This window comes from Aquabacterium sp., assembly GCF_021768455.1.
GTDB lineage: Bacteria > Pseudomonadota > Gammaproteobacteria > Burkholderiales > Burkholderiaceae_C > Aquabacterium.
Window position 1 is genome coordinate 1 of sequence record NZ_JAIZVX010000072.1, and the last position, 20556, is coordinate 20556.

Annotated in this window: 18 protein-coding genes; 3 read left to right on the plus strand and 15 right to left on the minus strand. The window is 67.6% G+C overall.

The window, feature by feature from the left end:
- The 15 genes from QZ994_RS10920 to QZ994_RS10990 form a co-directional block, all read right to left on the minus strand.
- On the minus strand, positions 1–769 hold a 769-nt coding region (locus QZ994_RS10920), incomplete at its 3' end, for a proline/glycine betaine ABC transporter permease (protein ID WP_290871465.1).
- A complete protein-coding gene (locus QZ994_RS10925) occupies positions 762–1799 on the minus strand; it encodes a glycine betaine/L-proline ABC transporter ATP-binding protein (RefSeq protein WP_367172290.1) in 1038 nt (345 codons plus the stop codon). The genes QZ994_RS10920 and QZ994_RS10925, both read right to left, overlap by 8 nt.
- A 243-nt stretch (positions 1800–2042) precedes the next feature.
- Entirely contained in the window at positions 2043–3161 is a 1119-nt protein-coding gene (locus QZ994_RS10930; protein WP_290871466.1) for a hybrid-cluster NAD(P)-dependent oxidoreductase, read from the minus strand.
- 57 nt (positions 3162–3218) lie between these two features.
- On the minus strand, positions 3219–4469 hold the full coding sequence (locus QZ994_RS10935) for an aromatic ring-hydroxylating dioxygenase subunit alpha (RefSeq protein WP_290871467.1): 1251 nt from the start codon (positions 4467–4469) through the stop codon (positions 3219–3221).
- A 14-nt stretch (positions 4470–4483) separates the two neighbouring features.
- Positions 4484–5290 (minus strand): hypothetical protein, encoded by an 807-nt coding sequence (locus QZ994_RS10940; RefSeq protein WP_290871468.1) that lies wholly within the window; start codon positions 5288–5290, stop codon positions 4484–4486.
- A complete protein-coding gene (locus tag QZ994_RS10945; RefSeq protein ID WP_290871469.1) occupies positions 5287–6411 on the minus strand; it encodes an electron transfer flavoprotein subunit alpha/FixB family protein in 1125 nt (374 codons plus the stop codon). The genes QZ994_RS10940 and QZ994_RS10945 overlap by 4 nt, the downstream gene beginning before the upstream one ends.
- The gene (locus QZ994_RS10950; RefSeq protein WP_290871470.1) at positions 6408–8369 is read right to left on the minus strand and encodes a DUF3483 domain-containing protein; all 1962 of its coding nucleotides are present in this window, start codon (positions 8367–8369) and stop codon (positions 6408–6410) included. The genes QZ994_RS10945 and QZ994_RS10950 overlap by 4 nt, the downstream gene beginning before the upstream one ends.
- Positions 8370–8371: 2 nt before the next feature.
- On the minus strand, positions 8372–10432 hold the full coding sequence (locus tag QZ994_RS10955; protein ID WP_290871471.1) for an NADH:flavin oxidoreductase: 2061 nt from the start codon (positions 10430–10432) through the stop codon (positions 8372–8374).
- 62 nt (positions 10433–10494) lie between these two features.
- A complete protein-coding gene (locus QZ994_RS10960) occupies positions 10495–11055 on the minus strand; it encodes a DUF5943 domain-containing protein (protein ID WP_290871472.1) in 561 nt (186 codons plus the stop codon).
- Positions 11056–11105: 50 nt separating this feature from the next.
- Positions 11106–12083, minus strand: coding sequence for a dipeptidase (locus QZ994_RS10965; protein WP_290871473.1), 978 nt, complete (start codon positions 12081–12083; stop codon positions 11106–11108).
- 33 nt (positions 12084–12116) lie between these two features.
- Complete coding sequence (gene glyA, locus QZ994_RS10970; RefSeq protein WP_290871474.1) at positions 12117–13391, minus strand: serine hydroxymethyltransferase; 1275 nt, start codon at positions 13389–13391, stop codon at positions 12117–12119.
- A 61-nt stretch (positions 13392–13452) separates the two neighbouring features.
- Positions 13453–14124 (minus strand): sarcosine oxidase subunit gamma, encoded by a 672-nt coding sequence (locus QZ994_RS10975; RefSeq protein ID WP_290871475.1) that lies wholly within the window; start codon positions 14122–14124, stop codon positions 13453–13455.
- On the minus strand, positions 14117–17122 hold the full coding sequence (locus QZ994_RS10980) for a sarcosine oxidase subunit alpha family protein (protein ID WP_290871476.1): 3006 nt from the start codon (positions 17120–17122) through the stop codon (positions 14117–14119). Before QZ994_RS10980 ends, QZ994_RS10975 begins: the two co-directional genes overlap by 8 nt.
- Complete coding sequence (locus QZ994_RS10985) at positions 17119–17439, minus strand: sarcosine oxidase subunit delta (RefSeq protein WP_290871477.1); 321 nt, start codon at positions 17437–17439, stop codon at positions 17119–17121. Before QZ994_RS10985 ends, QZ994_RS10980 begins: the two co-directional genes overlap by 4 nt.
- Before the next feature lie 15 nt (positions 17440–17454).
- On the minus strand, positions 17455–18714 hold the full coding sequence (locus QZ994_RS10990; RefSeq protein ID WP_290871478.1) for a sarcosine oxidase subunit beta family protein: 1260 nt from the start codon (positions 18712–18714) through the stop codon (positions 17455–17457).
- 185 nt (positions 18715–18899) lie between these two features.
- Between QZ994_RS10990 and QZ994_RS10995 the strand changes: the two genes are divergently transcribed.
- From QZ994_RS10995 to QZ994_RS11005, 3 genes are read left to right on the plus strand one after another with little or no spacing between them, the layout of a single operon-like run.
- Positions 18900–19403 (plus strand): SRPBCC family protein, encoded by a 504-nt coding sequence (locus QZ994_RS10995; protein ID WP_290871479.1) that lies wholly within the window; start codon positions 18900–18902, stop codon positions 19401–19403.
- Positions 19396–19863: a hypothetical protein gene (locus tag QZ994_RS11000; protein ID WP_290871480.1), complete on the plus strand. Its 468-nt coding sequence runs from the start codon at positions 19396–19398 to the stop codon at positions 19861–19863. Before QZ994_RS10995 ends, QZ994_RS11000 begins: the two co-directional genes overlap by 8 nt.
- Before the next feature lie 33 nt (positions 19864–19896).
- Entirely contained in the window at positions 19897–20397 is a 501-nt protein-coding gene (locus tag QZ994_RS11005) for an arsinothricin resistance N-acetyltransferase ArsN1 family B (RefSeq protein WP_290871481.1), read from the plus strand.
- Positions 20398–20556: the final 159 nt, after the last annotated feature.

Below are 20556 nucleotides of genomic sequence, written 5' to 3' on the forward strand. Positions count from 1 at the left end.
CGTCCAGGCGCTGGATGCTGGCCAGCACGTCATTGCCCAGGCCACCGGCGCCCACCATGGAGGCGATGATCACCATCGACAGGGCCATCATGATGGTCTGGTTCACACCGGCCATGATGGTCGGCAGGGCGATGGGCAGCTGCACCTTGAAGAGCAGCTGCGGGCCCGAGCAACCGAAGGCGTTGCCGGCCTCCACCTGTTCGTTGTTGACCTGGCGGATGCCCAGGCTGGTCAGGCGCACCACGGGCGGCATGGCGAAGATGACGGTGGCCATGATCCCGGGCACGCGGCCCAGACCAAAGACCATCGCCGCCGGGATCAGGTAGACGAAGGCCGGCATGGTCTGCATGAAGTCCAGCACCGGGCGCACGGTGGCGTTGACCGTGTCGTTGCGGGCGCACCAGATGCCCAGGGGCACGCCCAGGATCAGGCTGATGACGGTCGCCGAGAGCGTCAGCGACAGCGTCACGATGGTCTGCTCCCAGAAGCCCGTGACCACGATCAGCATGAGCGCGGCCAGCACGAAGACGCCGAACTTCCAGCCCAGGCGCCACACGCCCAGGGCCATGGCCCCGGCGATCATCAGCCAGGCGGGGATGGCCATCAGGCCGATTTCCACGCCCTCGGCGAAGGTGGCGACCACGGCACCGATGGCATCGAAGACCTCGGAGCCATTGTCCAGCAGGTACTGCACGCCGGCGTTGACCCACTTGCCCAGGGGAAGGATGTCTTTCGGGTGCGCGAGGGCGTCGGTGAGGATCTCAAGCATGGCGGGCTCCTTCGGCGATCTTGACCAGCAGGCTCTTGGCGGTGATGCAGCCCAGCAGCTGGTTGGCGTCGTCGACGACGCCCACAGGTTGGTCTTGGCCCAGCACATGGCGCATGGCTTCGGGCAGGGTGGTGGTCCAGGGCATGCGGGGGCCGCCGTTGAGCTGGGCCTTGTCGTAGCCGCTGTCGACCAGGTCGGCGGCGGTCAGGTAGCGCGAGGTGTCCACGCCCTTGAAGAACTTGCGCACGTAATCGTTGGCCGGGTTGGTGATGATTTCGTGCGGGGTGCCTTCCTGCACCAGGGTGCCGCCTTCCATGATGGCGATGCGGCTGCCGATGCGCAGGGCCTCTTCCAGGTCGTGCGAGACGAAGAAGATGGTGCGCTGCTGGCCGCGTTGCAGCTCCAGCATCAGGTCCTGCATCTCGGTGCGCTTGAGCGGGTCGAGGGCCGAGAAAGCCTCGTCCATCAGCAGGATGTCGGGGTCGACCGCCAGGGCGCGGGCCAGGCCCACACGCTGCTGCATGCCGCCCGAGAGCTGACGCGGGTACTTCTTGGCGTAGGCCTTCAGGCCAACCTGCTCCAGCACGTGCATGGTCTTGTCTTCGCGCCAGCCCTTCTGGCTGCCGGCGACTTCCAGACCGAATGCGGCATTCTCCAGCACGGTGCGGTGCGGCATCAGGGCAAACGATTGAAACACCATGGCGATGCGGCGACGGCGCCATTTCACCAGCTCGGCATGCGGGAGTTTGGCCAGGTCTTCGCCATCGACCAGGATGGAACCCGCAGAAGGTTCGACCAGCCGGTTGATCAGGCGAATCAGGGTCGATTTTCCGGAGCCCGACAGGCCCATCAGCACGAATATCTCGCCTGCGTTCACGTCAAAACTGACGTTGTTGACGCCGGTGACGAGACCGGTTTTGGCGAAAACCTCGTCCTTGCTGTGCCCTTCTTTGAGCAAACGCAAGGCTTCCTGCGGGCGATCGCTGAAAATCTTGTACAGGTTCTTGATTTGAATCTTGGCCGTGGACATGAGGCCTCCTGTGAACTGAGCTCAATTTGACTCAGCTTGGTTTGCAATTCGCGTGCCATCATCCTGAAACGGGTATCTTGCCCTTGATTCAGAATATATGGATGAGGGTTTTCCTACCTTGATCGGTATGGTGTTTTTTTAATCAGAACCGGCCTGCACTGCACCAGTTTTGGCCATGTTTCACAGTGCTGGAAAATCTGGCTTCAACATGGTGCGGGCATATTGAAAGAAAATACAGACGGCTCAGCGCTCGAGTACCACGTCGCTGAGCGGTTTGCTGCAGCAAGGCAGGATCCAGCCCTGGTCGACTTCCCGCTGCCGGATGCCGCCCTTGTGCGCCATCTCGACCTCGCCCGACACCTTTTTCGTCTTGCAGGTGCCGCACAGGCCATTGCTGCACGAAGCCGGCAGGCGCACGCCCGCGGCACCGGCCGCGGCCAGAAGTGACTGGCCCGGTTGGCAATCGAACTGGTCACCGCGCACGCTCAGGCTGATGCGGAAGGCCGCCGGAGCGGCTTCGCCCGCGGGAGGGGCCGACGCTGCCGGGCCGGCCTCGGGGGCCAGGCTTTCGAAGCTGAAGCTTTCCTCGCGGTAGCGGGCCGGCGGGTGACCGGCCTGGGCCAGCATGGTGCGCACCGCGCCCATGAACGGGGCGGGACCGCAGGTGTAGACGTCGCGCTGGGCGAAGTCCGGTGCGATGTGGGGCAGCAGACCGGCATCGAGGCGCCCGGTGTAGCCGGCGTAGGTCGGCGTGCTGCCGGCGCTCTCGCAGACGATGGCCAGGCGCAGACGCGGGTGGTTGCGCGCCAGCAGGGTCAGCTCTTCGGCAAAGACCACGTCGGCCGGTGTGCGGGCGGCGTGCACGAAAACGATGTCGGCCTCGGCGGCCTGATCGACCAGCGCGCGCGCCATCGACATCAGCGGCGTGATGCCGCTGCCGCCCGAGATGAACAGGTAGGCCGGCACCTTGGCCTCGGCCGAGAGGCTCACCGCCTGAGCCACCCCATCCTGATCCTGGAAGCAGGTGAACTCACCCGCCGGCCCCATGGCACTGACGCTGTCGCCCACCTTCAGGTTGTCGTGCAACCAGTTGGAGACGGGGCCGCCCGGCACCCGCTTGACCGTGATCGCGATGCGATCGGGCCGCGTGGGGCTGGACGAGAGCGTGTAGCAGCGCAGCACGGCTTCGCCACCCTGACCGATCGGCAGGCTCAGTGTGAGGAACTGACCAGGCAGGTAGGCAAAGCGACGGGGCGCAGGCGTGTTGAACACAAAGGTCTTGACGTCGTGGGTCTCTTGGCGGACCTGGACGCACACCAGGGTGTCGTCGGTCTCGCTGGACCAGGCGGGCACGGTGTTCATGGGGCTTCCTTGGAGGGGTGAGGCGGTGAGGGGTGGGACGAGGGCCTCGGGGAAGCGTCAGGCCGGGGTGTGGGCGCGCATGCGGCCCACGTACCAGTTGGCGAACTTCTCGACCAGTTCTTCGGTGTAAGGCGAATACGGGCCCGGCTCGTAGGCGCCGGAGGCGACACCGATCTGCGACTCTTCGACCAGGCGGCGATCCTGCTCGTTGGTGGCGTTCCAGACCTTGGTCAGGTTGGCCACGTCGTAGTCCACGCCTTCCACGGCGTCCTTGCGCACGCACCAGGTGGTGCGCACCAGGGTCTGGTCGGGGCCGATGGGCATGACCGAGAAGCTGACGATGTGGTCGCTCATGAAGTGGTGCCAGGAGTTAGGCTGCGTCCAGAAGGACAGGCCGCCGATGGCCGGGTCGGTGATGTCACCCAGCAGCTTCTTGCTGGCGACCTCGGCCGTCATGGTCTGCGACTGGCCGGCGCGGTCCAGCGGCAGGCGCTGGGTGCGGAAGCCCGTGACACGGGTGTCCAGCGTTTCGATCTCGGCAGACGGCAGGCCCATGGCTTCCCAGCGCTTGTGGCTTTCGGCCAGGATGTCGCGGAAACGCTGCATGCCTTCGGCATTGCTGGGGCTGGGCTGGTAGCCGAAGCCGTATTCGTACAGCGACAGGGTCAGCTCGGGGTGGTTGCCCACGCAGTGGTAGCACTCGCGGTTGTTCTCCATCACGAGCTTCCAGTTGCCCTTCTCGATGATGTCGACCTGGGCCGCAACCTTGCAATCCTTGAGGCGGTGCGGGGCGATGTAGGGCGTCATCTGGGCGACCATGTCGTCGATGTCGGCCGGCGGCTCGTCGGCCAGGCAGATGAAGATCAGGCCTTCAAGGCTGCGCACATGCACCTTCTTCAGGCCGTGCTTGCCCTTGTCGAACTCGGTGCCCATGTGTTCGACATGGATCAGCGCACCCTTGAGGTCGTAGGTCCACTGGTGGTAGGGGCACACGAGGTTGCCGACCACGCCCTTGTGCGAGGCACACAGGCGCGAACCGCGGTGGCGGCAGACGTTGTGGAAGGCCTGGACTTCGCCGTCGTCATCGCGGGCGATGATGATGGACTTGCGGCCCACTTCGACGGTGATGTAGTCGCCCGGCTCGGGCAGCTGCGGCTCGACGGCCGCAAAGATCCAGTGCTGGCCGAAGACCCGCTCGACGTCGGCCTGGAAGACCGTGTCGCTCAGGTAGAAGGGCGCTTCCAGGCTGTAGCCGGGGCGGCGGCGTTCGAGCAACTCGTTGAGCATGGCGTTGGGTGCAGTGGACATGACAGGTCTCGCGTTCAGAAATTGACCAGGGCGTGGGATTGGAGGTACTCAAAGATCGCTTGCGCTTTGTCGCGGGCGCTACCGCTTTGCAGAACAACGGCCTTGGCCGCGCCGTCGGAGCCAATGGCCCCGAGCATGCGGCTGTGGCCGCTCTGCGCCCGTTTGGCTTCGAGCACCGCGAGACGGCGGGCGGTGGGCACGAAGCGCCAGGCGGGTTCGGTGAGGGCCCCGGCTGCGGCCTGCAGGTCGGATGCGGCCGGGGCCGAAACCGGGTGGTGCAGCACCTGACCGCTCAGCTGGGCGGCGTAGGCGTGGCGCAGCGTGACGGGCGTGGCGGGGTGGATGGCGAGCACGGCAGGCTCGGCCAGTTGCCACTGTCTGCGCGCGCCCTTGGGCAGCGCCTGGGTCAGGCGCCAGGCGACGCCTTCGGCCTGCAGCCCCACCACGTCGGTCATGACGGGGTAACGCAAGTGGCGGGCCAGGGCATAAGGCAAGGTGCCTTGAGCCAGGCCGCCTTCGGCGCGCAAGCCGGTGAAGACCAGGTCCTGCGGCCCCGCCTGCCGGTCGGCGATGGCGCGGGCCAGCACCACGGTGGCGTCTTCGCCCGCACGCAGGGGCAGAACCTCGATGGCATCGGCCCCTTGAGCCAGGTAGGCGCGGGCGACGGTGTCGTCCAGTGCACCAGCACTGAGCACGCGCACATTCTTTGGGCCCACCAGGGACAAGGCCAGGCCCAGGGCCACGGCATCGCCCTGGGCGGGGCCCAGGCGGCCACTGACGGGGTGTGGGCGTTGGCCCACGAGCACGGTGATGAAGCTCATGCGGTGACCTTCTTCTTGGCCTGGTGTTGCTGGATGAGGGTGAGCAGCTCGCGCATCACGGCGGCGCCATCGTCCACGGCCACCAGATCGGCGCGCTTGGCAATCGCCGCCGCCGGATCGGTGTTGACGGCGATGACATGGCGGCAGGCCTTGATGCCCTGCAGGTGCTGCACGGCGCCTGAGATGCCCACGGCCATGTAGGTCGTGGCCTTCACGGTCTTGCCCGTGGCGCCAATCTGCTTGGCCCGCGGGAAGCGACCATCGTCGACGGCCACCCGCGAGGCACCGGTGGCCGCGCCCAGGGCTTCGGCCAGCTGATTGAACAGGGCCAGATCGGTCACGCCGTTGCCCGCCGAGAGGATGAAGTCGGCTTCTTCCAGGGCCACCGTGCGGGCGTCACCGGCCTGCACGCCCAGATCCCGGAAGGCGCTGGCCGTGGCCACTGGCCAGGCGGGCGCCTCGGTGCTCCAAGGTTGGCCCAGACCGATGAAAGGCAGGTCGGTCTTGGCGGCACCGGGTGCCAGCAGCACCACCTGGGCGCTGTCGCACAGGGCATCAAGGCGGGCCTGTGCACGGGCACGCAGCTGGCCGGACTGGATTTCAACCACGCCAGCGGCGAGGCTCAGGCCCTGAGCCACCGCATGGCGACGCCCCAGGTCGCCGTCGGCATCGCGGTCGGGCAAGTAAAGCGTGGTGGGCTGGAGTTGGGCGCACAGGGCCTGCAGCCAGGCGGCCGCGGCCACCGGCGTGGACTGGTCACGACCACCTTCGGCCTGCACCAGCAGGCGGTCGGCGCCCAGGGCGCTGGCGTCGTCCGCACAGGCGCCGAGGGTGGCCAGCACCACTTCGGTGTCGGGCGCCGCCAGGATGGCTGCGGCGGCCACGACCTGGCGGGCGTGTTCGTCAAGCGTGCCGCGTTCGGCATGCGCCACGACCAGCACACAGCGGCTGAAGGGGCCGACGCTGCGGGCCTGCTTGGCCGCTTCGTGCGTGCCCAGGCGGCTGGCAAGGCGCTCGCCTTCGCTGCTGCCCAGCACGATGCGGCGCAGGCCGGCAGGGGTGATGACGACCGGACGACGCGGGTCGATGCGCGGCGGGCGGGGGCTCAGTGCGTTGTTCATGCGGCCTCCACGGCACGGGCCACGAGTTCGGCGATGTCCAGCACCTCGGGGCCTGGGCCCACCACGCCTTCCAGCATGGCCGTGCACTGCGGGCAGGCCACCGCGACGATGGCGGCACCCGTGTCACGGGCATCCTGCATGCGGATGTCGGGGATGCGGGTCTCACCGGGGATGTCGGTGTAGGGCGCGCCACCACCACCGCCACAGCAGCGGGCGGCTTCGGCATGGCGGGCCATCTCGACCACCTTGATGCCGATGCCCTTGAGCGCCATGCGCGGGGCCATGGTCTCGCGGCTGTAGCGGCCCAGGTAGCAGGGGTCGTGGTAGGTCACGGTGGGCAGGGTCTGACCGGGTGCGGCCTTGAGCTTGCCGTTGGCCAGCAGTTCCGAGAGCAGCTGGGTGTGGTGCCACACGTCGAAGCTCGCGCCCAGGGCGGGGTACTCGTTCTTCACGGTGTGCAACACGTGCGGGTCCGCCGTCAGGATGTGCTTGAAATGGCGGGTCTTGAGCGTGGCGATCAACTGGTGAGCCAGTCGCTGGAAGCCGGCTTCGTCGCCCAGGCGGCGGGCCAGGTCGCCGCAGTCGGTCTCGTCGGCCCCCAGCAGGGCGACCTTCAGGCCCGCCTTGTGCAGGGTCTTGACCAGGGCACGCAGGGTGCGCTGGTAGCGCATGTCGAAGCCGCCCTCGCCCACCAGCAGCAGCCAGTCGGTCGATTCGCCGGCCTGCAGCAGGGGCACGTTCAGGTCCACGGCCCAGTGCGCGCGGGCCGCCAGCGGGTGGCCACCGATGGTGTCGGTTTCGCGCAGGTTGCTCAGGGCCTCGGCGCCCTTGTTGGGGACGACGCCGTCGTTCAGCGTCAGGCCGCGGCGGATGTCGACCACGGTGTCGACATGCTCGATCAGCATCGGGCAGGCCTGCACGCAGGCGCGGCAGGTGGTGCAGGACCACAGTGTCTCGGCATCGACCAGACCGCTGACGATGGGCTGGTCGGCCGCACCGCCATGCTGTCCCACGGGCTTGCCGGGGTAAGGGGTGCCGGCATAGGCGGCATCGGTGCCACCTGCCATGCCCACGACCATGTCCTGGATCAGCTTCTTGGGATTGAGCGGCTGACCAGCGGCCTTGGCCGGGCAGGCGGCCTCGCACTTGCCGCACTGCACGCAGGCATCGAAAGAAAGCAGGCGGTTCCAGGCAAAGTCGGCCGGTTTGGTCACGCCCAGCGGTTTCTCCGCCTGGATGGGGATGACGCGGGCCTTCCTGGCCACGCCGGCGGCACTGGCCGCCTGCGGCGCGGCAGGCTGGGGCAGGTCCAGCAGCTTGAGGGCGCTGGCGGCGTTGGGGCCGGTCTTGCCTTGGGTGAAGCGCTCAGGACGGGGATGCAGACCCAGGTGGATCAGGCCGGCCACGGCGTGCTTCATCGGGCCACCCAGGCCAATGCCCAGGGCCAGTTCGGCGGCACCGGCCGCAAAGGCCAGCACCACCAGAGCCGCCAGCCAGGAAGCCAGTTCGGGGCCGACCAGGGCGATGGCGATGACGGCAGCGGCGAAGGCCATCAGGCTGTAGGGCAGGCGCTGCCAGGGGCCTTTGGACAGGCGCTCCGGCGCGTTGCGGCGGCGGTGGGCCATGGCAGCGGCGCCACCCAGCATGGCCAGGCCGGCCAGCAGCAGGGCCACGTCCAGCACGCGGCTGTACAGGCCCAGGCCGTAGTTCAGGCCGACCAGGGCCAGGGCGGCCAGGCCACCACCGGCGGTGGCCACGTGGGCGCGGGCCACGAAGGGCTCGCGGGCCACCACGTCGTGCAGGTCGACAAAGTAGCGCTTGGGCACGGCCAGCAGGCCGAGCCAGTTGACGTTCGCAGCCTGCCCCTGGCGCCAGAGGCTGACACGGCGGGCCATGCCCAGACCGAGTGCCAGCACGGCGGCCCAGAACACGAGGCTGACCAGTTGAGGCAGTCCCATGATCAGAAGTCCTTGCACAGACGCAGGGCGTCGAAGATGGCGGCGTGGATGTTGTGCATGGAAATGCAGTCACCCACACGGAAGAGCATGAATTCGCCGGGCTGTTTCGGCTGGCTCAGCACGGGCTGGGCCTGCGAGGCGAAGAGCGCGTCGATGTCGATCTGGCCCTTGTTGACCGAGCGGCCCTTGAGCTCCCAGTACAGCGCGTCGTTTGGCTTGATGCCGTTCTCGACCACGACCTGGTCGACCGCACGCTCTTCCAGCGCCTCGGTGTACTCGTTGCGCAGCACGGCGATCAGCTTGTCGCCTTCGCGGTAGACCTTGTCCAGCCAGGTGTTGGGGGTCTGGATGACGCCCTGGGCGTACATCTGGCGGTAGAAGATCGGGAAGGTGGTGCCGCCCACGTCGTCGGCCACCTTCACGTCGGGCGTGACGATCTCGACCAGCTTGCCGCGGTCTGCGATGTAGTGGGCCACGCCCGAACCGGCATGCGTGCTGATGCCGTCGTAGACCAGCACGTTGTCCTTCGGGGCCACGGCGCCCGAGAGGATGTCCCAGCCGCTCACGATCAGGCCATCGCGCTCACCCCAGGCTTCGACCTGGTCGGTGTTGGGCAGGCCACCGGTGGCCAGCACCACGATGTCGGGGCGCTCGTCCATGATCATGCTGGCGTCGGCGGCCACACCCAGACGGCGGTCGATGCCCAGGCGCTGGGTCTCCATGTCGAACCAGCGGATGATGCCGGCCATCTGCTCGCGCTTCGGTGCCTTGGACGCCAGGTTGACCTGGCCACCCACGGCCGTGTTCTTCTCAAACAGCACCACGTCGTGGCCCCGCTCGGCGGCCACGCGGGCGGCTTCCAGGCCCGCAGGGCCGGCGCCGACCACCACCACCTTGCGCTTCGGCCCGGTGGTGGGCGTGATCACATGGGGCATGGTCTCTTCGCGGCTGGTGGCGGCGTTCTGCACGCACAGCACGTCCAGGCCGTTGTACTGGCGGTCGATGCAGTAGTTGGCGCCCACGCACTGCTTGATCTCGTCTTCGCGGCCATCGCGGATCTTGATGACCATGTGCGGGTCGGCGATCTGGGCGCGGGTCATGCCGACCATGTCGACCATGCCGGTCGAGAGGATGCGCTCGGCCTGCGAGGCGTCGCGGATGCTCTGGGCGTGCATGACCGGCACCTTCGACACCGACTTGATGCCGGCAGCGAGGTGCACAAAGGGCTCCGGCGGCAGGGCCATCGGGGGCATGCAGTTGACCAGGGTGTTGTGGGTGTCGGCACCCGAGCCCACCACGCTCAGAAAGTCGATCAGGCCGGTCTCGCTCATGGCCTGGGCGATTTCCTTGGCGTGCTCGTGCGAGATGCCGTCTTCGTGGAACTCGTCACCGCACATGCGCAGGCCGACACAGAAGTCGCGGCCCACCTCGGCGCGGATGGCCTCCAGCACTTCCTTGCCAAAGCGCAGGCGGTTCTCCAGGCTGCCACCCCATTCGTCGGTGCGGTGGTTGACGCGCGGGCTCCAGAACTGGTCGATCAGCTGCTGGTGGGCGGCCGAGACCTCGATGCCGTCCATGCCCGACTCCTTCACGCGGCGCGCGGCCTTGGCGTAGTCGGCAATGATGCGGTGGATCTCTTCGATCTCGATGGTCTTGGCGTTGCCGCGGTGCACCGGCTCACGGATGCCCGAGGGGCTGACCAGGTGCGGCCAGTTCTCGCCATGCCAGGCATTGCGGCGGCCCATGTGCGTGGCCTGGATCATGATCTTCGCGCCATGCTTGTGCATGGTCGAGGCCAGGCGGTTCAGGGGTTCGATGACCTTGTCGTTCGACAGGTTCACCGAGCTCCACCAGGACCAGGGGCTGTCCTTCGAAACCGGGCTGGACCCCCCGCAGATGGCCAGGCCCACGCCGCCCTTGGCCTTCTCTTCGTAGTAACGGATGTAGCGTTCACCGGGCACCCCGCCTTCGGCATACACCTCCGCGTGGGCGGTGCTGACGATGCGGTTGCGAAGGGTGAGCTGGTTGAGCTTGATCGGCTCGAAGAGGTGGGGGTAGCGCATAGATGGGCCTTGAGGGGTGCCTTGAGGGGGGGCGAATCAGGCAGAGAGATCAGGCTTGGGAATCAGGCTTGTGCAGCCGGCAGCGGCGAGACGGTGAACACGCAGTGGTCATGACCATGGTCTGCGGACTCAGCGGCGCACTGCGTCTCCGTGCTGACCGTGCGGTAGCTGGCGCCGGTGTCGTCGGCCACCCAGTCCATCGCGCCAGAGAACCAGCCGGCAAACAGGTAGCAGAGCTTGTCCTTGTTCACCGGCACACCGGCGATGCCCTGGGCCAGCACGAAGACGGAGTGGTCCAGGCGGATCTGGGCGTGGCCGGTGGCGGCGTCCACCTCGATGAAGGAGAACAGGCCCCAGCCGCGCTGCGACAGGCGCTTGAGGTAGTGCTCATAGCAAGCCAGGCCCTTGAGGCCGTGGGTCTTGCTCTCCTGGCTGCACCAGAAGTAGGCCGAGCGGTAACCCGCCTTGTAGAGGCTTTCGGCATAGGTCTCTTTGCCGATGGCGGCCTCGGCTTCCACGTGGTTGTTCACGAAGAAGTGGCGGGGCACGTAGATCATGGGCAGACTGTCGGTGGTCCACACGCCGGTCTCGGCGTTCACGTCAATGGGGAGTTGGGGTTGCATGGTGGGGCCTGCGGTGTGAGGGGATGCGGAGAGGGCGACTTGAAAGGGGCTCACTCGCCCCAGACCTGGCCGAAGAACTTCATCCAGTTGGCGCCCAGCACCTTGGTGATGCGGGACTCGGACCAGCCGGACTGCAGCATCGTGGCCGTGAGGTTGGGGAAGTCGCCGATGGTGCGGATGCCTTCGGGGTTCACCACCTTGCCGAAGTGGGTCAGGCGGCGCCAGCGACCCTTGTCATGCGTCAGCATCTCGAAGAACTCGTGGCCATGACCCTGCGTGAAGTCGGAGCCCAGGCCCACGCAGTCTTCGCCCACCAGGTTGATGACGTAGTCGATGGCTTCGACGTAGTCGTGCACGGTGGACTCGTTGCCGCGCTTGAGGAAGGGCGAGAACATGGTCACGCCGATGAAGCCACCGTGGTCGGCGATGAACTTCAGTTCGGCATCGCTCTTGTTGCGCGGGTGGTCCTTCAGGCCAAGGGGCAGGCAGTGGGTGTAGGCCACCGGCTTGGTCGAGGCCAGGATGGCTTCTTCCGAGGTCTTGCTGCCCACGTGCGACAGGTCGACCATGATGCCGACGCGGTTCATCTCGGCGATGACTTCGCGGCCATAGCCCGACAGGCCGCCGTCGCGCTCGTAGCAACCGGTGCCCACGAGGTTCTGCGTGTTGTAGCAAAGCTGGACCACGCGTACGCCCATGTCGTGGAAGGCCTCGATGTAGCCGAGGTTGTCTTCGAAAGCATGGGCGTTCTGGAAGCCCAGGATGATGCCGGTCTTGCCCTCGGCCTTGGCGCGGGCGATGTCGGCCGTGTTGCGGGCCAGGGTCACCAGGTCGCTGTTGTCGCGGATCAGCTGCTTGAGCTGGGCGATGTTGTCGACCGTCTTGGGGAAGTCGTCCCACACCGAGACGGTGCAGTTGGCAGCGGCCAGGCCGCCCTTCTTCATGTCTTCAAAGACGCTGCGGTTCAGGTTGGCGATGATCAGGCCGTCGATGACGATGGACTGGTCGTGCAAGGTGTTGCTGCTCATGGTGTGGGGCTCCGTGTGCGGTCGGCTCAGCGCTCAGCCGTAGATGGGGAAACGCGAGGTCAGGGTCTGGACCTGTTCGCGCACCAGGGCTTCCACGCGGGCATCGCCGGCCGGGTCCTTGCGCAGGGCCTGCATCACGTCGAGGATGAGGCGGCCCACTTCGCGGCAGTCCTCTTCCAGGAAGCCCCGGCTGGTGATGGCGGCCGTGCCCACGCGGATGCCCGAGGTGACCGTCGGCTTCTCGTCGTCAAAGGGGATGCCGTTCTTGTTGCAGGTGATGCCGGCACGCTCCAGGGCCACCTCGGTGGCGTTGCCCTTGAGGCCCAGGGGGCGCAGGTCGACCAGCAGCAGGTGGTTGTCGGTGCCACCGGTGACCAGGTCCAGGCCACCGGCCTTGAGCACCTCGCCCAGGGCGCGGCTGTTGGCCACGACCTGCTGGGTGTAGGCCTTGAAGGCCGGCTGCAGGGCTTCACCAAAGGCCACGGCCTTGGCCGCGATCACGTGCATCAGCGGGCCACCCTGGGCACCGGGGAAGACGGCCGAGTTGAACTTCTTGGCCAGCTCTTCGTCGTTGGTGAGGATCACGCCACCGCGCGGGCCGCGCAGGGTCTTGTGCGTGGTCGAGGTGGTCACGTGGGCGTGGGGCACCGGGCTGGGGTAGACACCGGTGGCGACCAGACCGGCCACGTGGGCCATGTCCACCATCAGGTAAGCACCCACCTTGTCGGCGATCTCGCGGAAGCGAGCCCAATCGATCACGCGGGGGTAGGCCGAGAAGCCCGCGATGATCAGCTTGGGCTTGTGCTCCAGGGCCAGGCGCTCGACTTCTTCGTAGTCGATCAGGAAGTCTTCGCGGCGCACACCGTACTGCACGGCCTTGAACCACTTGCCCGACAGGGCCGGCTTGGCGCCGTGGGTGAGGTGGCCACCGGCCGACAGCGACATGCCCAGCACCGTGTCACCGGGTTGCACCAGGGCCAGCATCACGGCCGTGTTGGCCTGGGCGCCGGAGTGGGGCTGCACGTTGGCAAAGCGCGAACCGAAGAGCTGGTTCAGGCGGTCGATGGCCAGCTGCTCCACCACGTCGGCGTTGTCGCAACCACCGTAGTAGCGCTTGCCCGGGTAGCCTTCGGCGTACTTGTTGGTGAAGACGCTGCCCTGGGCTTCGAGCACGGCCTTGGAGACGATGTTCTCGGAAGCGATCAGCTCGATCTGGTCCTGCTGGCGGTGCAGTTCGGCAGACAGGGCGTTGGCGATGGCCGGATCGGCCTGGGCCACGGAGGCGGAGAAGAAGGCAGAGGTGGACATGAGGGGCGATCAGTGGGTGTGAGGGGAAGACCGTCGGGGCCTGTCGGACTCAGCGTTGGGCTCAGTGTTGGGCGGGCAGCAGCGGCGTGAAGACCGGGTCGGCATGGGTGCCGGGCTGGGTCACGCACAGGCCGTAAGGCGCAGCCGTGCGGCGCAGCAGGCGCCAGAAGTAGTCGGCGAAGCTGCGACGGAACAGCAGCACCACACCCTTGTCGTCGGTGCGGCAGACCGAAACCACTGCCTTGGCCATCACGGTGCTGACGGCCTTGCCCACGGTCAGGCTTTCGAAGTCGTACGGGCCGAGGTGGCGCAGCAGCAGCATGTGGGCGGGGCCCGTCACACGCATGGCGGTGTGGCCGCCGCTGTTGTCCACCACCTGGGCGAACACGCCTTGCAGCGCGGTGTTCAGGCTGGCCACCAAGGCATCGCGGCGGGCGCGGGGGGCGATCACCCACCACTCGTCGGGCGAGACCCACTGCACGACGCCACCGGGCGTCTGCACCAGGCTGGCGGGCTGGGTGGGCAGGCTGGCGCCGAGCACCGAGGCCACGCCCTGCATGAAGGCGGCGTCCGTGGCCTGGCCACGCAGGATCACATAGGCCAGGTGGGGCAGCTCGCTGACGACCACGCCATCCTTGGCGGTCGGTGCACGGCTTTCGGCTGGCAGGTTGAACACGTGCAGCGGGGTGCGCAGGCGTGCCAGGTCGGCAGCGGGGATGGTGTGGTCAGACATTCTGGCGGTCTCCCTTGGGGTCGACGAAGACGGCGCTCGGTGCGAGCTTGACGGGGGTCACCTTGCCGCCGGCGAAGGCGTAGAGGGTGGCGTCCTGGTGCTTCATGCCGCCCTTGACGACGGCCATGGCGATGGAGCGGCCCAGGAAGGCGCTGTGGTAGCTGGAGGTCACGTGGCCCAGCATCTTGGCGCCGGGGTTGGTGTCGGGCGTGGCCAGAATCTGAGCGCCTTCGGCCAGCACGGTGTGCGGGTCCACCGGCAGCAGGCCCACGAGCTGCTTGCGGTCCGGCTTGGCCGTGTCGCTGCGGCTCAGGGAGCGCTTGCCCAGGAAGCTGAACGGCTTCTTCATGGACACGGCCCAGGACATGCCCAGGTCGATCGGGGTGACCGAACCATCGGTGTCCTGACCCACGATGATGAAACCCTTCTCGGCACGCAGCACGTGCATGGTTTCGGTGCCGTAGGGGGTGATGTCGAATTCGGCACCCGCGGCCATCACGGCCTCCCACAGTTCGTGGCCGTAGCCCGACTCCACGTTCAGCTCGTAGCTCAGTTCACCCGAGAAGGAGACGCGGAAAACGCGGCAGGGCAGGCCTGCCACGGTGCCGGCACGCCAGTCCATGAACTTGAAGTTCTCGGGCGAGAGGTCGATGTCCTTGCACAGCTTGGCCAGCACGGCACGTGCCTTGGGGCCCACCAGGGCCACGGTCGACCAGTGGTCGGTCACCGACGACATCCACACCTTCAGCTCGGGCCACTCGGTCTGGTGCCAGCGCTCCAGCCAGGTCAGCACCTTGGCGGCACCACCGGTGGTGGTGGTCATGTAGAACTGGGTGTCGTTCACGCAGGCGGTCACGCCGTCGTCCATCACCATGCCGTTTTCGTCCAGCATCAGGCCGTAGCGGCACTTGCCCGGGGCCAGCTGGCTCCATGCGTTGCTGTAGACACGGTTGAGGAACTCGCGGGCATCCGGGCCGTCGATCTGGATCTTGCCCAGGGTCGAGGCGTCCATCACGGCCACGCCGTTGCGGGCGGCCAGGCACTCGCGGTTGACGGCGGCGTGCAGGTCCTCGCCCTTCTTCGGGAAGTACCAGGGGCGCATCCACTGGCCCACAGGCTCCAGCGCTGCACCGCGCGCTTCGTGGGCGGCGTGGCAGGCTGTGTAGCGGCTGGGCTCGAGGGTGTCGCCCTCCATGGTGCCAGCCAGGGCGCCCAGGGTCACCGGGGTGTAAGCGGGGCGGTAGGTGGTGGTGCTGACCTGCGAGACCGGGCGCTTGAGCGCACGCGCCGTCAGGATGAAGCCGTTGACGTTGGACAGCTTGCCCTGGTCGGTGCCAAAGCCCAGCGCCGTGAAGCGCTTGACGTGCTCGATGTGCTGCCAGTTCTCACGGATCGACAGCTCGATGTCGGCCGCGGTCACGTCGTTCTGGTAGTCGACGAAGGCCTTGGCGCCCTCGCCTTCCGGCTTGCCATCGGGCAGGCGGTACATCGGGCGGGCCGGCGAGCCCGCGCGCTTCGGCACGGTGGGCACCACCAGCTGACCCGGGCGACCCAGCGTGGCCAGCACGGCCTGCATGGCCACGGTGGTCTGCTTCAGGCACTCGCCCAGCTCGAAGGCACCGGTCACGGCGCCCACGCAGGCCACGCCTTCGCGGCCTTCACGTGGCACCACGAAGGCGGCGCAGGACTCGTCCCAGATGGGGCGGCGGCCGTCGTGGCAGAACAGGTGCACCGTGGGCGACAGACCACCCGACGACAGCACCACATCGGCCTTGACGGTGGGGCCAGCGCCAGCCACTTCATCGCGCTCAGGGTGCAGCTTGACCAGGCGGGCGCCGGTCACGCGGCCCTTGCCCTTGACCTCGGCAATGCCGTGGCCCTTGAGCACCTTCACCGTGGGTGGCAGGCCTTGGGGGTCGACCTTGCTGCGCACGTCGGCCACGGTGACCTGGGCACCGGCACCGGCCAGGGCGCGGGCCGCGTCATAGATCAGGTCGCTGGTGCCGCAGATCAGGACCTGCTCGCCCACGCGCACGGCGTAGCGGTTCAGGTAGGTCTGGCCGGCCGAAACGGTCATCACGCCGGGCAGGTCGTTGTTGCCGTAGACCAGGGGGCGCTCGATGGCGCCGGTGGCCAGCACCACGTGCCTGGCGTGGATCTTGTGCAGGCGCTGGCGCGGGGTCTCGTGCGAACGCTGGGCCACGGGCAGGTGGTCCTGGATCAGCTCGACGGCCTGCACCAGGTTGTTGTCGTACAGACCGAAGGCCGTGGTGCGGCTCAGGGTGGTCACGTGCGGCATGGACTTCAGCGAGGCCATGACCGCGCGGACGTAGGCGGCGCTGTCGCGGCCATCGACCTGGGCCGTGGGGTCGGACAGCAGCCAGCCGCCGAACTCGTTCTGCTCGTCGATCAGCAGGGTCTTCAGGCCAGCCAGACCCGCTTGCTGTGCGGCCAGCAGACCGGCGGCACCGCCGCCCACCACGACCACGTCCACATGGTGGTGCAGGTGGTCGTAGATGTCGGGGTCGTTCTCGGTGGGAGCGTGGCCAAAGCCCGCGAACTTGCGGATCACGGCCTCATAGGCCGGCCACAGCTTGCGCGGCCACTTGAAGGTCTTGCTGTAGAAGCCGGCAGGCATGAAGCGCGAGCCCGTGCCCAGCACCGACTTCAGGTCGAAGTTCAGGTGCGGCCAGCCCGACGTGGAGGCCGACACCAGGCCTGCATACAGTTCGGCCTGCGTGGCCTTGACGTTGGGCACCGTCAGGGCGCCTTCGCCCATCTGCACCAGGGCGTTGGGCTCTTCCGCGCCGGCACCGATGATGCCGCGGGGGCGCCCGTACTTGAAGCTGCGGCCCACCAGCTTGACGCCGTTGGCCAGCAGGGCCGAAGCCAGGGTGTCACCGGGGTGGCCGGTGTAGGTCTTGCCGTCGTAGCTGAAAGAAATCGTCTTCGACGAATCGATGCGGGCCGTGGCCAGCTTGATGCGTTGGGCGCTCATGCCTTCACCCCTTGCTGTTCGGAAGCGGCCTTGTCGGCCAGGAAAAGGGGCTTGCCATCTGCCAGCGTCCAGGAGCCGGCGACCTCGTAGGTGGCGGTGTTGCGCTTGACGGCAAACACCTTGCGGCAGCCTGCGCTGTGCTGCCACTGTTCCCAGAACCAGCCCTTGGTGTTGGTGCGACCGAAGAGGTAGTCGCCCCAGGTTTCGTCGTCCACGGCTTCAGGCTGGGCAGGGCGTGCGATGTAGGCTTCACCGGCGTAGCTGAACTCTTCTTCGTCCCGCGTTTCGCCGCAATGGGGGCAATGCAAATGCAACATGGTGGGTGATCCGGATCAGTGGGCCACGGCGGCAGCGCCGTGCTCGTCGATGAGGTGGCCGGTGGTGAACCGGTCCAGCGAGAAGGCCGCGTTGATGGGGTGCGGGGCGTCGTTCGCGATGGTGTGCGCGAAAACGTGACCCGAACCCGGCGTGGCCTTGAAGCCCCCCGTGCCCCAACCGCAGTTGAAGTACAGGCCTTGCACCTTGGTCTTGCTGATGATCGGGCAGGCGTCCGGCGAGACGTCCACGATGCCGCCCCACTGGCGGTTCATGCGCACGCGCGAGAACATCGGGAAGAGCTCGACGATGGCCGCCGCGGTGTGGTCGATCACGTGCGGGCTGCCACGCTGGCCGTAACCCAGGTAGCTGTCGATGCCCGCACCGATCACGAACTCACCCTTGTCCGACTGGCTCAGGTAGCCGTGCACGGCGTTGGACATGATCACCGTGTCGATCACGCGCTGCATCGACTCGCTCACGAAGGCCTGCAGGGGATGGCTTTCCAGCGGCAGGCGGATGCCCGCCATCCTGGCCAGCACGCTCGAATGGCCGGCGGCCACGCAACCCACGCGACCGGCCTTCACATAACCCTGGCTGGTCTGCAGGCCCTTGATCTGGCCGGCTTCGATGTCCAGGCCCGTGACCTCGCAGTTTTCGATCAGGTCCACACCCAGGCGGCTGGCGGCGCGGGCAAAGCCCCGGGCCACGGCGTCGTGGTGGGCGATGCCGGCGCGCGGCTGGAAGCTCGCGCCCAACACCGGCAGGCGGCGGCCGCGGCCGATGTCGAGCTGCGGGATGCGTTCCTTCACCTCGGCGGCGGTCAGCACCAGGGCGTCCACGCCTTGCAGGTGGTTGGCGTTCACGCGGCGCTCGATGTCGCGCATGTCCTGCAGGGTGTGCCCCAGGTTGTAGACGCCGCGCTGGCTGAACATCACGTTGAAGTTCAGGTCCTCGGTCAGGCCCTCCCAGAGCTTCAGCGAGTGCTCGTAGAGGCCGGCGGCTTCGTCCCACAGGTAGTTGGAACGCACGATGGTCGTGTTGCGCGCCGTGTTGCCACCGCCCAGGTAGCCCTTCTCCAGCACCGCGATGCGGCCCACACCGGGGTGGTTCTTGGCGAGGTAGTAGGCGGTGGCCAGGCCGTGACCGCCGCCCCCCACGATGACGACGTCGTATTCGGGCTTGAGGGGCACGCGATTCCACGCGGGCTCCCAGGTCTTGTGGTGCTTCAAGCCGTGCTTGAGCAGGCTCCACAGGGAGTAGTTCTGGCCTTGCATGATGAGGGGCTGTCCGTTCGAAAGCAGGGGCGAGGGGTGTGAAATGATTGTGTTGGGACACCCCCCTTCGACCTTGCGCCGAGCGGACGCACACTTGTCCAAATCCGACATCGCCGATCTGTCTGCATCCGACATGTCGGATGTGGAACACTCTCGGCCACCCCCTCCCGGATCCGGAGCCCGCCATGCCCCTCACCGCACCCACCTCCGCCGACACCGACCTGCGCTTCGAGCGCGTGGTGGACCTCCCGCCCGAGGCCATCTGGGCCGCCTGGACCACGCCCGAACTGGTCAACCAGTGGTTCACCCCCGCCCCCTGGCGCACCAGCGACACCACCATCGACCTGCGCCCCGGCGGCGGCTTCCACACCGTGATGCACGGCCCGGAGGGCGAACGCCACGCGCAGGCCGGCTGCTACCTGGTGGTCGAACCCGGTCGCACCCTGGTGTGGACCAGCGCCCTGCTGCCCGGCTTCCAGCCTGCGCCCCCCACACCCGAAGGCTTTGCCATCACGGCCACGATCCGCCTGACGCCCGAAGGCCAGGGCACCCGCTACGAGGCGACCGCCAGCCACGCCGATGCCGCCAGCCGGGCCCGGCACGAGGCCATGGGCTTCGAAGCCGGCTGGGGTGCCGCGCTCGACCAGCTGGTCGCCCTGATGAAAGCCCAAGCCCGACCCCATGGGTGAGCGGCTGGACGACTGGCTCAGCGAAGCCCCGGCCACGGGCCTGCGCTTCGCCGTGATCGGCCCGCTGGCCGGCGCCCTGCCATGGGTCGCCCTCGTCCTGGTTGGCGAAGTCACCCGCGCCTCCCCGCTCAGCAACCCGACCCGGGCGCTGCAAGGTGTCCCGGTCATGCTGCTCTTCAGCTACCTGTTTGGCGTGGCGCCGGCCTTCGTCACCGGCCTGCTCGTGGCGGCCAGCCGACCACGGCTCACACCCTGGGCCTGGTGCGTGCTCTCCGGTGGGGTCGGCCTGGTGGTCGCCACCCTCGCCCCCCTGCTGATCGGCCGCCTGCCCGAGACACCCGCCGCCTGGCTGCTCACACTGGGCTCCCAGCTGATCTTCATGGGCGTGCCCGGCCTGATCGGTGGCCTCGCAGCCGCCTGGTACACCAGCCGGGAAGACTTCCGCCAGTTCCGGCGCTGAGCGCACCTGCCTGATTTCCGTCACACCCCACCCATGCCCATCCGCTCCGTCACCCCGGCCGACGCGCCCGCGATCGCCGCGATCTACAACCACTACATCGCGCACACCAGCGTCACCTTCGAAGAGACCCTGTTGAGCGATGCCGACATGCTCGCCCGCATCGAGGCCCTCACCCGCCAACACCCCTGGCTGGTCAGCGTCAACGAAAACGGCGCCGTGCAGGGCTATGCCTACGCCAGCCCCTGGAAAACGCGCAGCGCCTACCGCCACACGGCCGAGGTGACCGTCTACCTGCACCACGATGCCGCCCGCCGGGGCCTGGGCCGTGCGCTCTACACCGCCCTGCTGGCCGAGCTGGCCCAAGGGGGCTGCCACGTCGCCCTGGCCTGCATCGCCCTGCCTCATGAGGCCAGCGTGGGCCTGCACGAAGCCATGGGTTTCCAGAAGGTGGCGCACTTCACCGAGGTGGGCCGCAAGTTCGACCGCTGGCTGGACGTGGGCTACTGGCAAAAGCAGCTCACGCCGTCCGCCTGAAGGCATTTACAAGCTGTTTCAGCCTCACCCATACGGGGTGGGCCAAAGCCCCGGCGCCCACCTGAGAATCCCTGGCTAAACGGCCATCGAGCCACAACCAAACATCAGGGAACCCGCCATGGGTCTGGGAACGTCCTTCCTCTCCGGGGCAGCCACGTC

What these genes read in the sequence shown, in the direction of transcription:
- QZ994_RS10925 (WP_367172290.1), bottom strand. Translation starts at nt 1,799, where the DNA reads ATGTCCACGGCCAAGATTCAAATCAAGAACCTGTACAAGATTTTCAGC.
- QZ994_RS10930 (WP_290871466.1), bottom strand. Translation starts at nt 3,161, where the DNA reads ATGAACACCGTGCCCGCCTGGTCCAGCGAGACCGACGACACCCTGGTG.
- QZ994_RS10935 (WP_290871467.1), bottom strand. Translation starts at nt 4,469, where the DNA reads ATGTCCACTGCACCCAACGCCATGCTCAACGAGTTGCTCGAACGCCGC.
- QZ994_RS10940 (WP_290871468.1), bottom strand. Translation starts at nt 5,290, where the DNA reads ATGAGCTTCATCACCGTGCTCGTGGGCCAACGCCCACACCCCGTCAGT.
- QZ994_RS10945 (WP_290871469.1), bottom strand. Translation starts at nt 6,411, where the DNA reads ATGAACAACGCACTGAGCCCCCGCCCGCCGCGCATCGACCCGCGTCGT.
- QZ994_RS10950 (WP_290871470.1), bottom strand. Translation starts at nt 8,369, where the DNA reads ATGGGACTGCCTCAACTGGTCAGCCTCGTGTTCTGGGCCGCCGTGCTG.
- QZ994_RS10955 (WP_290871471.1), bottom strand. Translation starts at nt 10,432, where the DNA reads ATGCGCTACCCCCACCTCTTCGAGCCGATCAAGCTCAACCAGCTCACC.
- QZ994_RS10960 (WP_290871472.1), bottom strand. Translation starts at nt 11,055, where the DNA reads ATGCAACCCCAACTCCCCATTGACGTGAACGCCGAGACCGGCGTGTGG.
- QZ994_RS10965 (WP_290871473.1), bottom strand. Translation starts at nt 12,083, where the DNA reads ATGAGCAGCAACACCTTGCACGACCAGTCCATCGTCATCGACGGCCTG.
- glyA (WP_290871474.1), bottom strand. Translation starts at nt 13,391, where the DNA reads ATGTCCACCTCTGCCTTCTTCTCCGCCTCCGTGGCCCAGGCCGATCCG.
- QZ994_RS10975 (WP_290871475.1), bottom strand. Translation starts at nt 14,124, where the DNA reads ATGTCTGACCACACCATCCCCGCTGCCGACCTGGCACGCCTGCGCACC.
- QZ994_RS10980 (WP_290871476.1), bottom strand. Translation starts at nt 17,122, where the DNA reads ATGAGCGCCCAACGCATCAAGCTGGCCACGGCCCGCATCGATTCGTCG.
- QZ994_RS10985 (WP_290871477.1), bottom strand. Translation starts at nt 17,439, where the DNA reads ATGTTGCATTTGCATTGCCCCCATTGCGGCGAAACGCGGGACGAAGAA.
- QZ994_RS10990 (WP_290871478.1), bottom strand. Translation starts at nt 18,714, where the DNA reads ATGCAAGGCCAGAACTACTCCCTGTGGAGCCTGCTCAAGCACGGCTTG.
- QZ994_RS10995 (WP_290871479.1), top strand. Translation starts at nt 18,900, where the DNA reads ATGCCCCTCACCGCACCCACCTCCGCCGACACCGACCTGCGCTTCGAG.
- QZ994_RS11000 (WP_290871480.1), top strand. Translation starts at nt 19,396, where the DNA reads ATGGGTGAGCGGCTGGACGACTGGCTCAGCGAAGCCCCGGCCACGGGC.
- QZ994_RS11005 (WP_290871481.1), top strand. Translation starts at nt 19,897, where the DNA reads ATGCCCATCCGCTCCGTCACCCCGGCCGACGCGCCCGCGATCGCCGCG.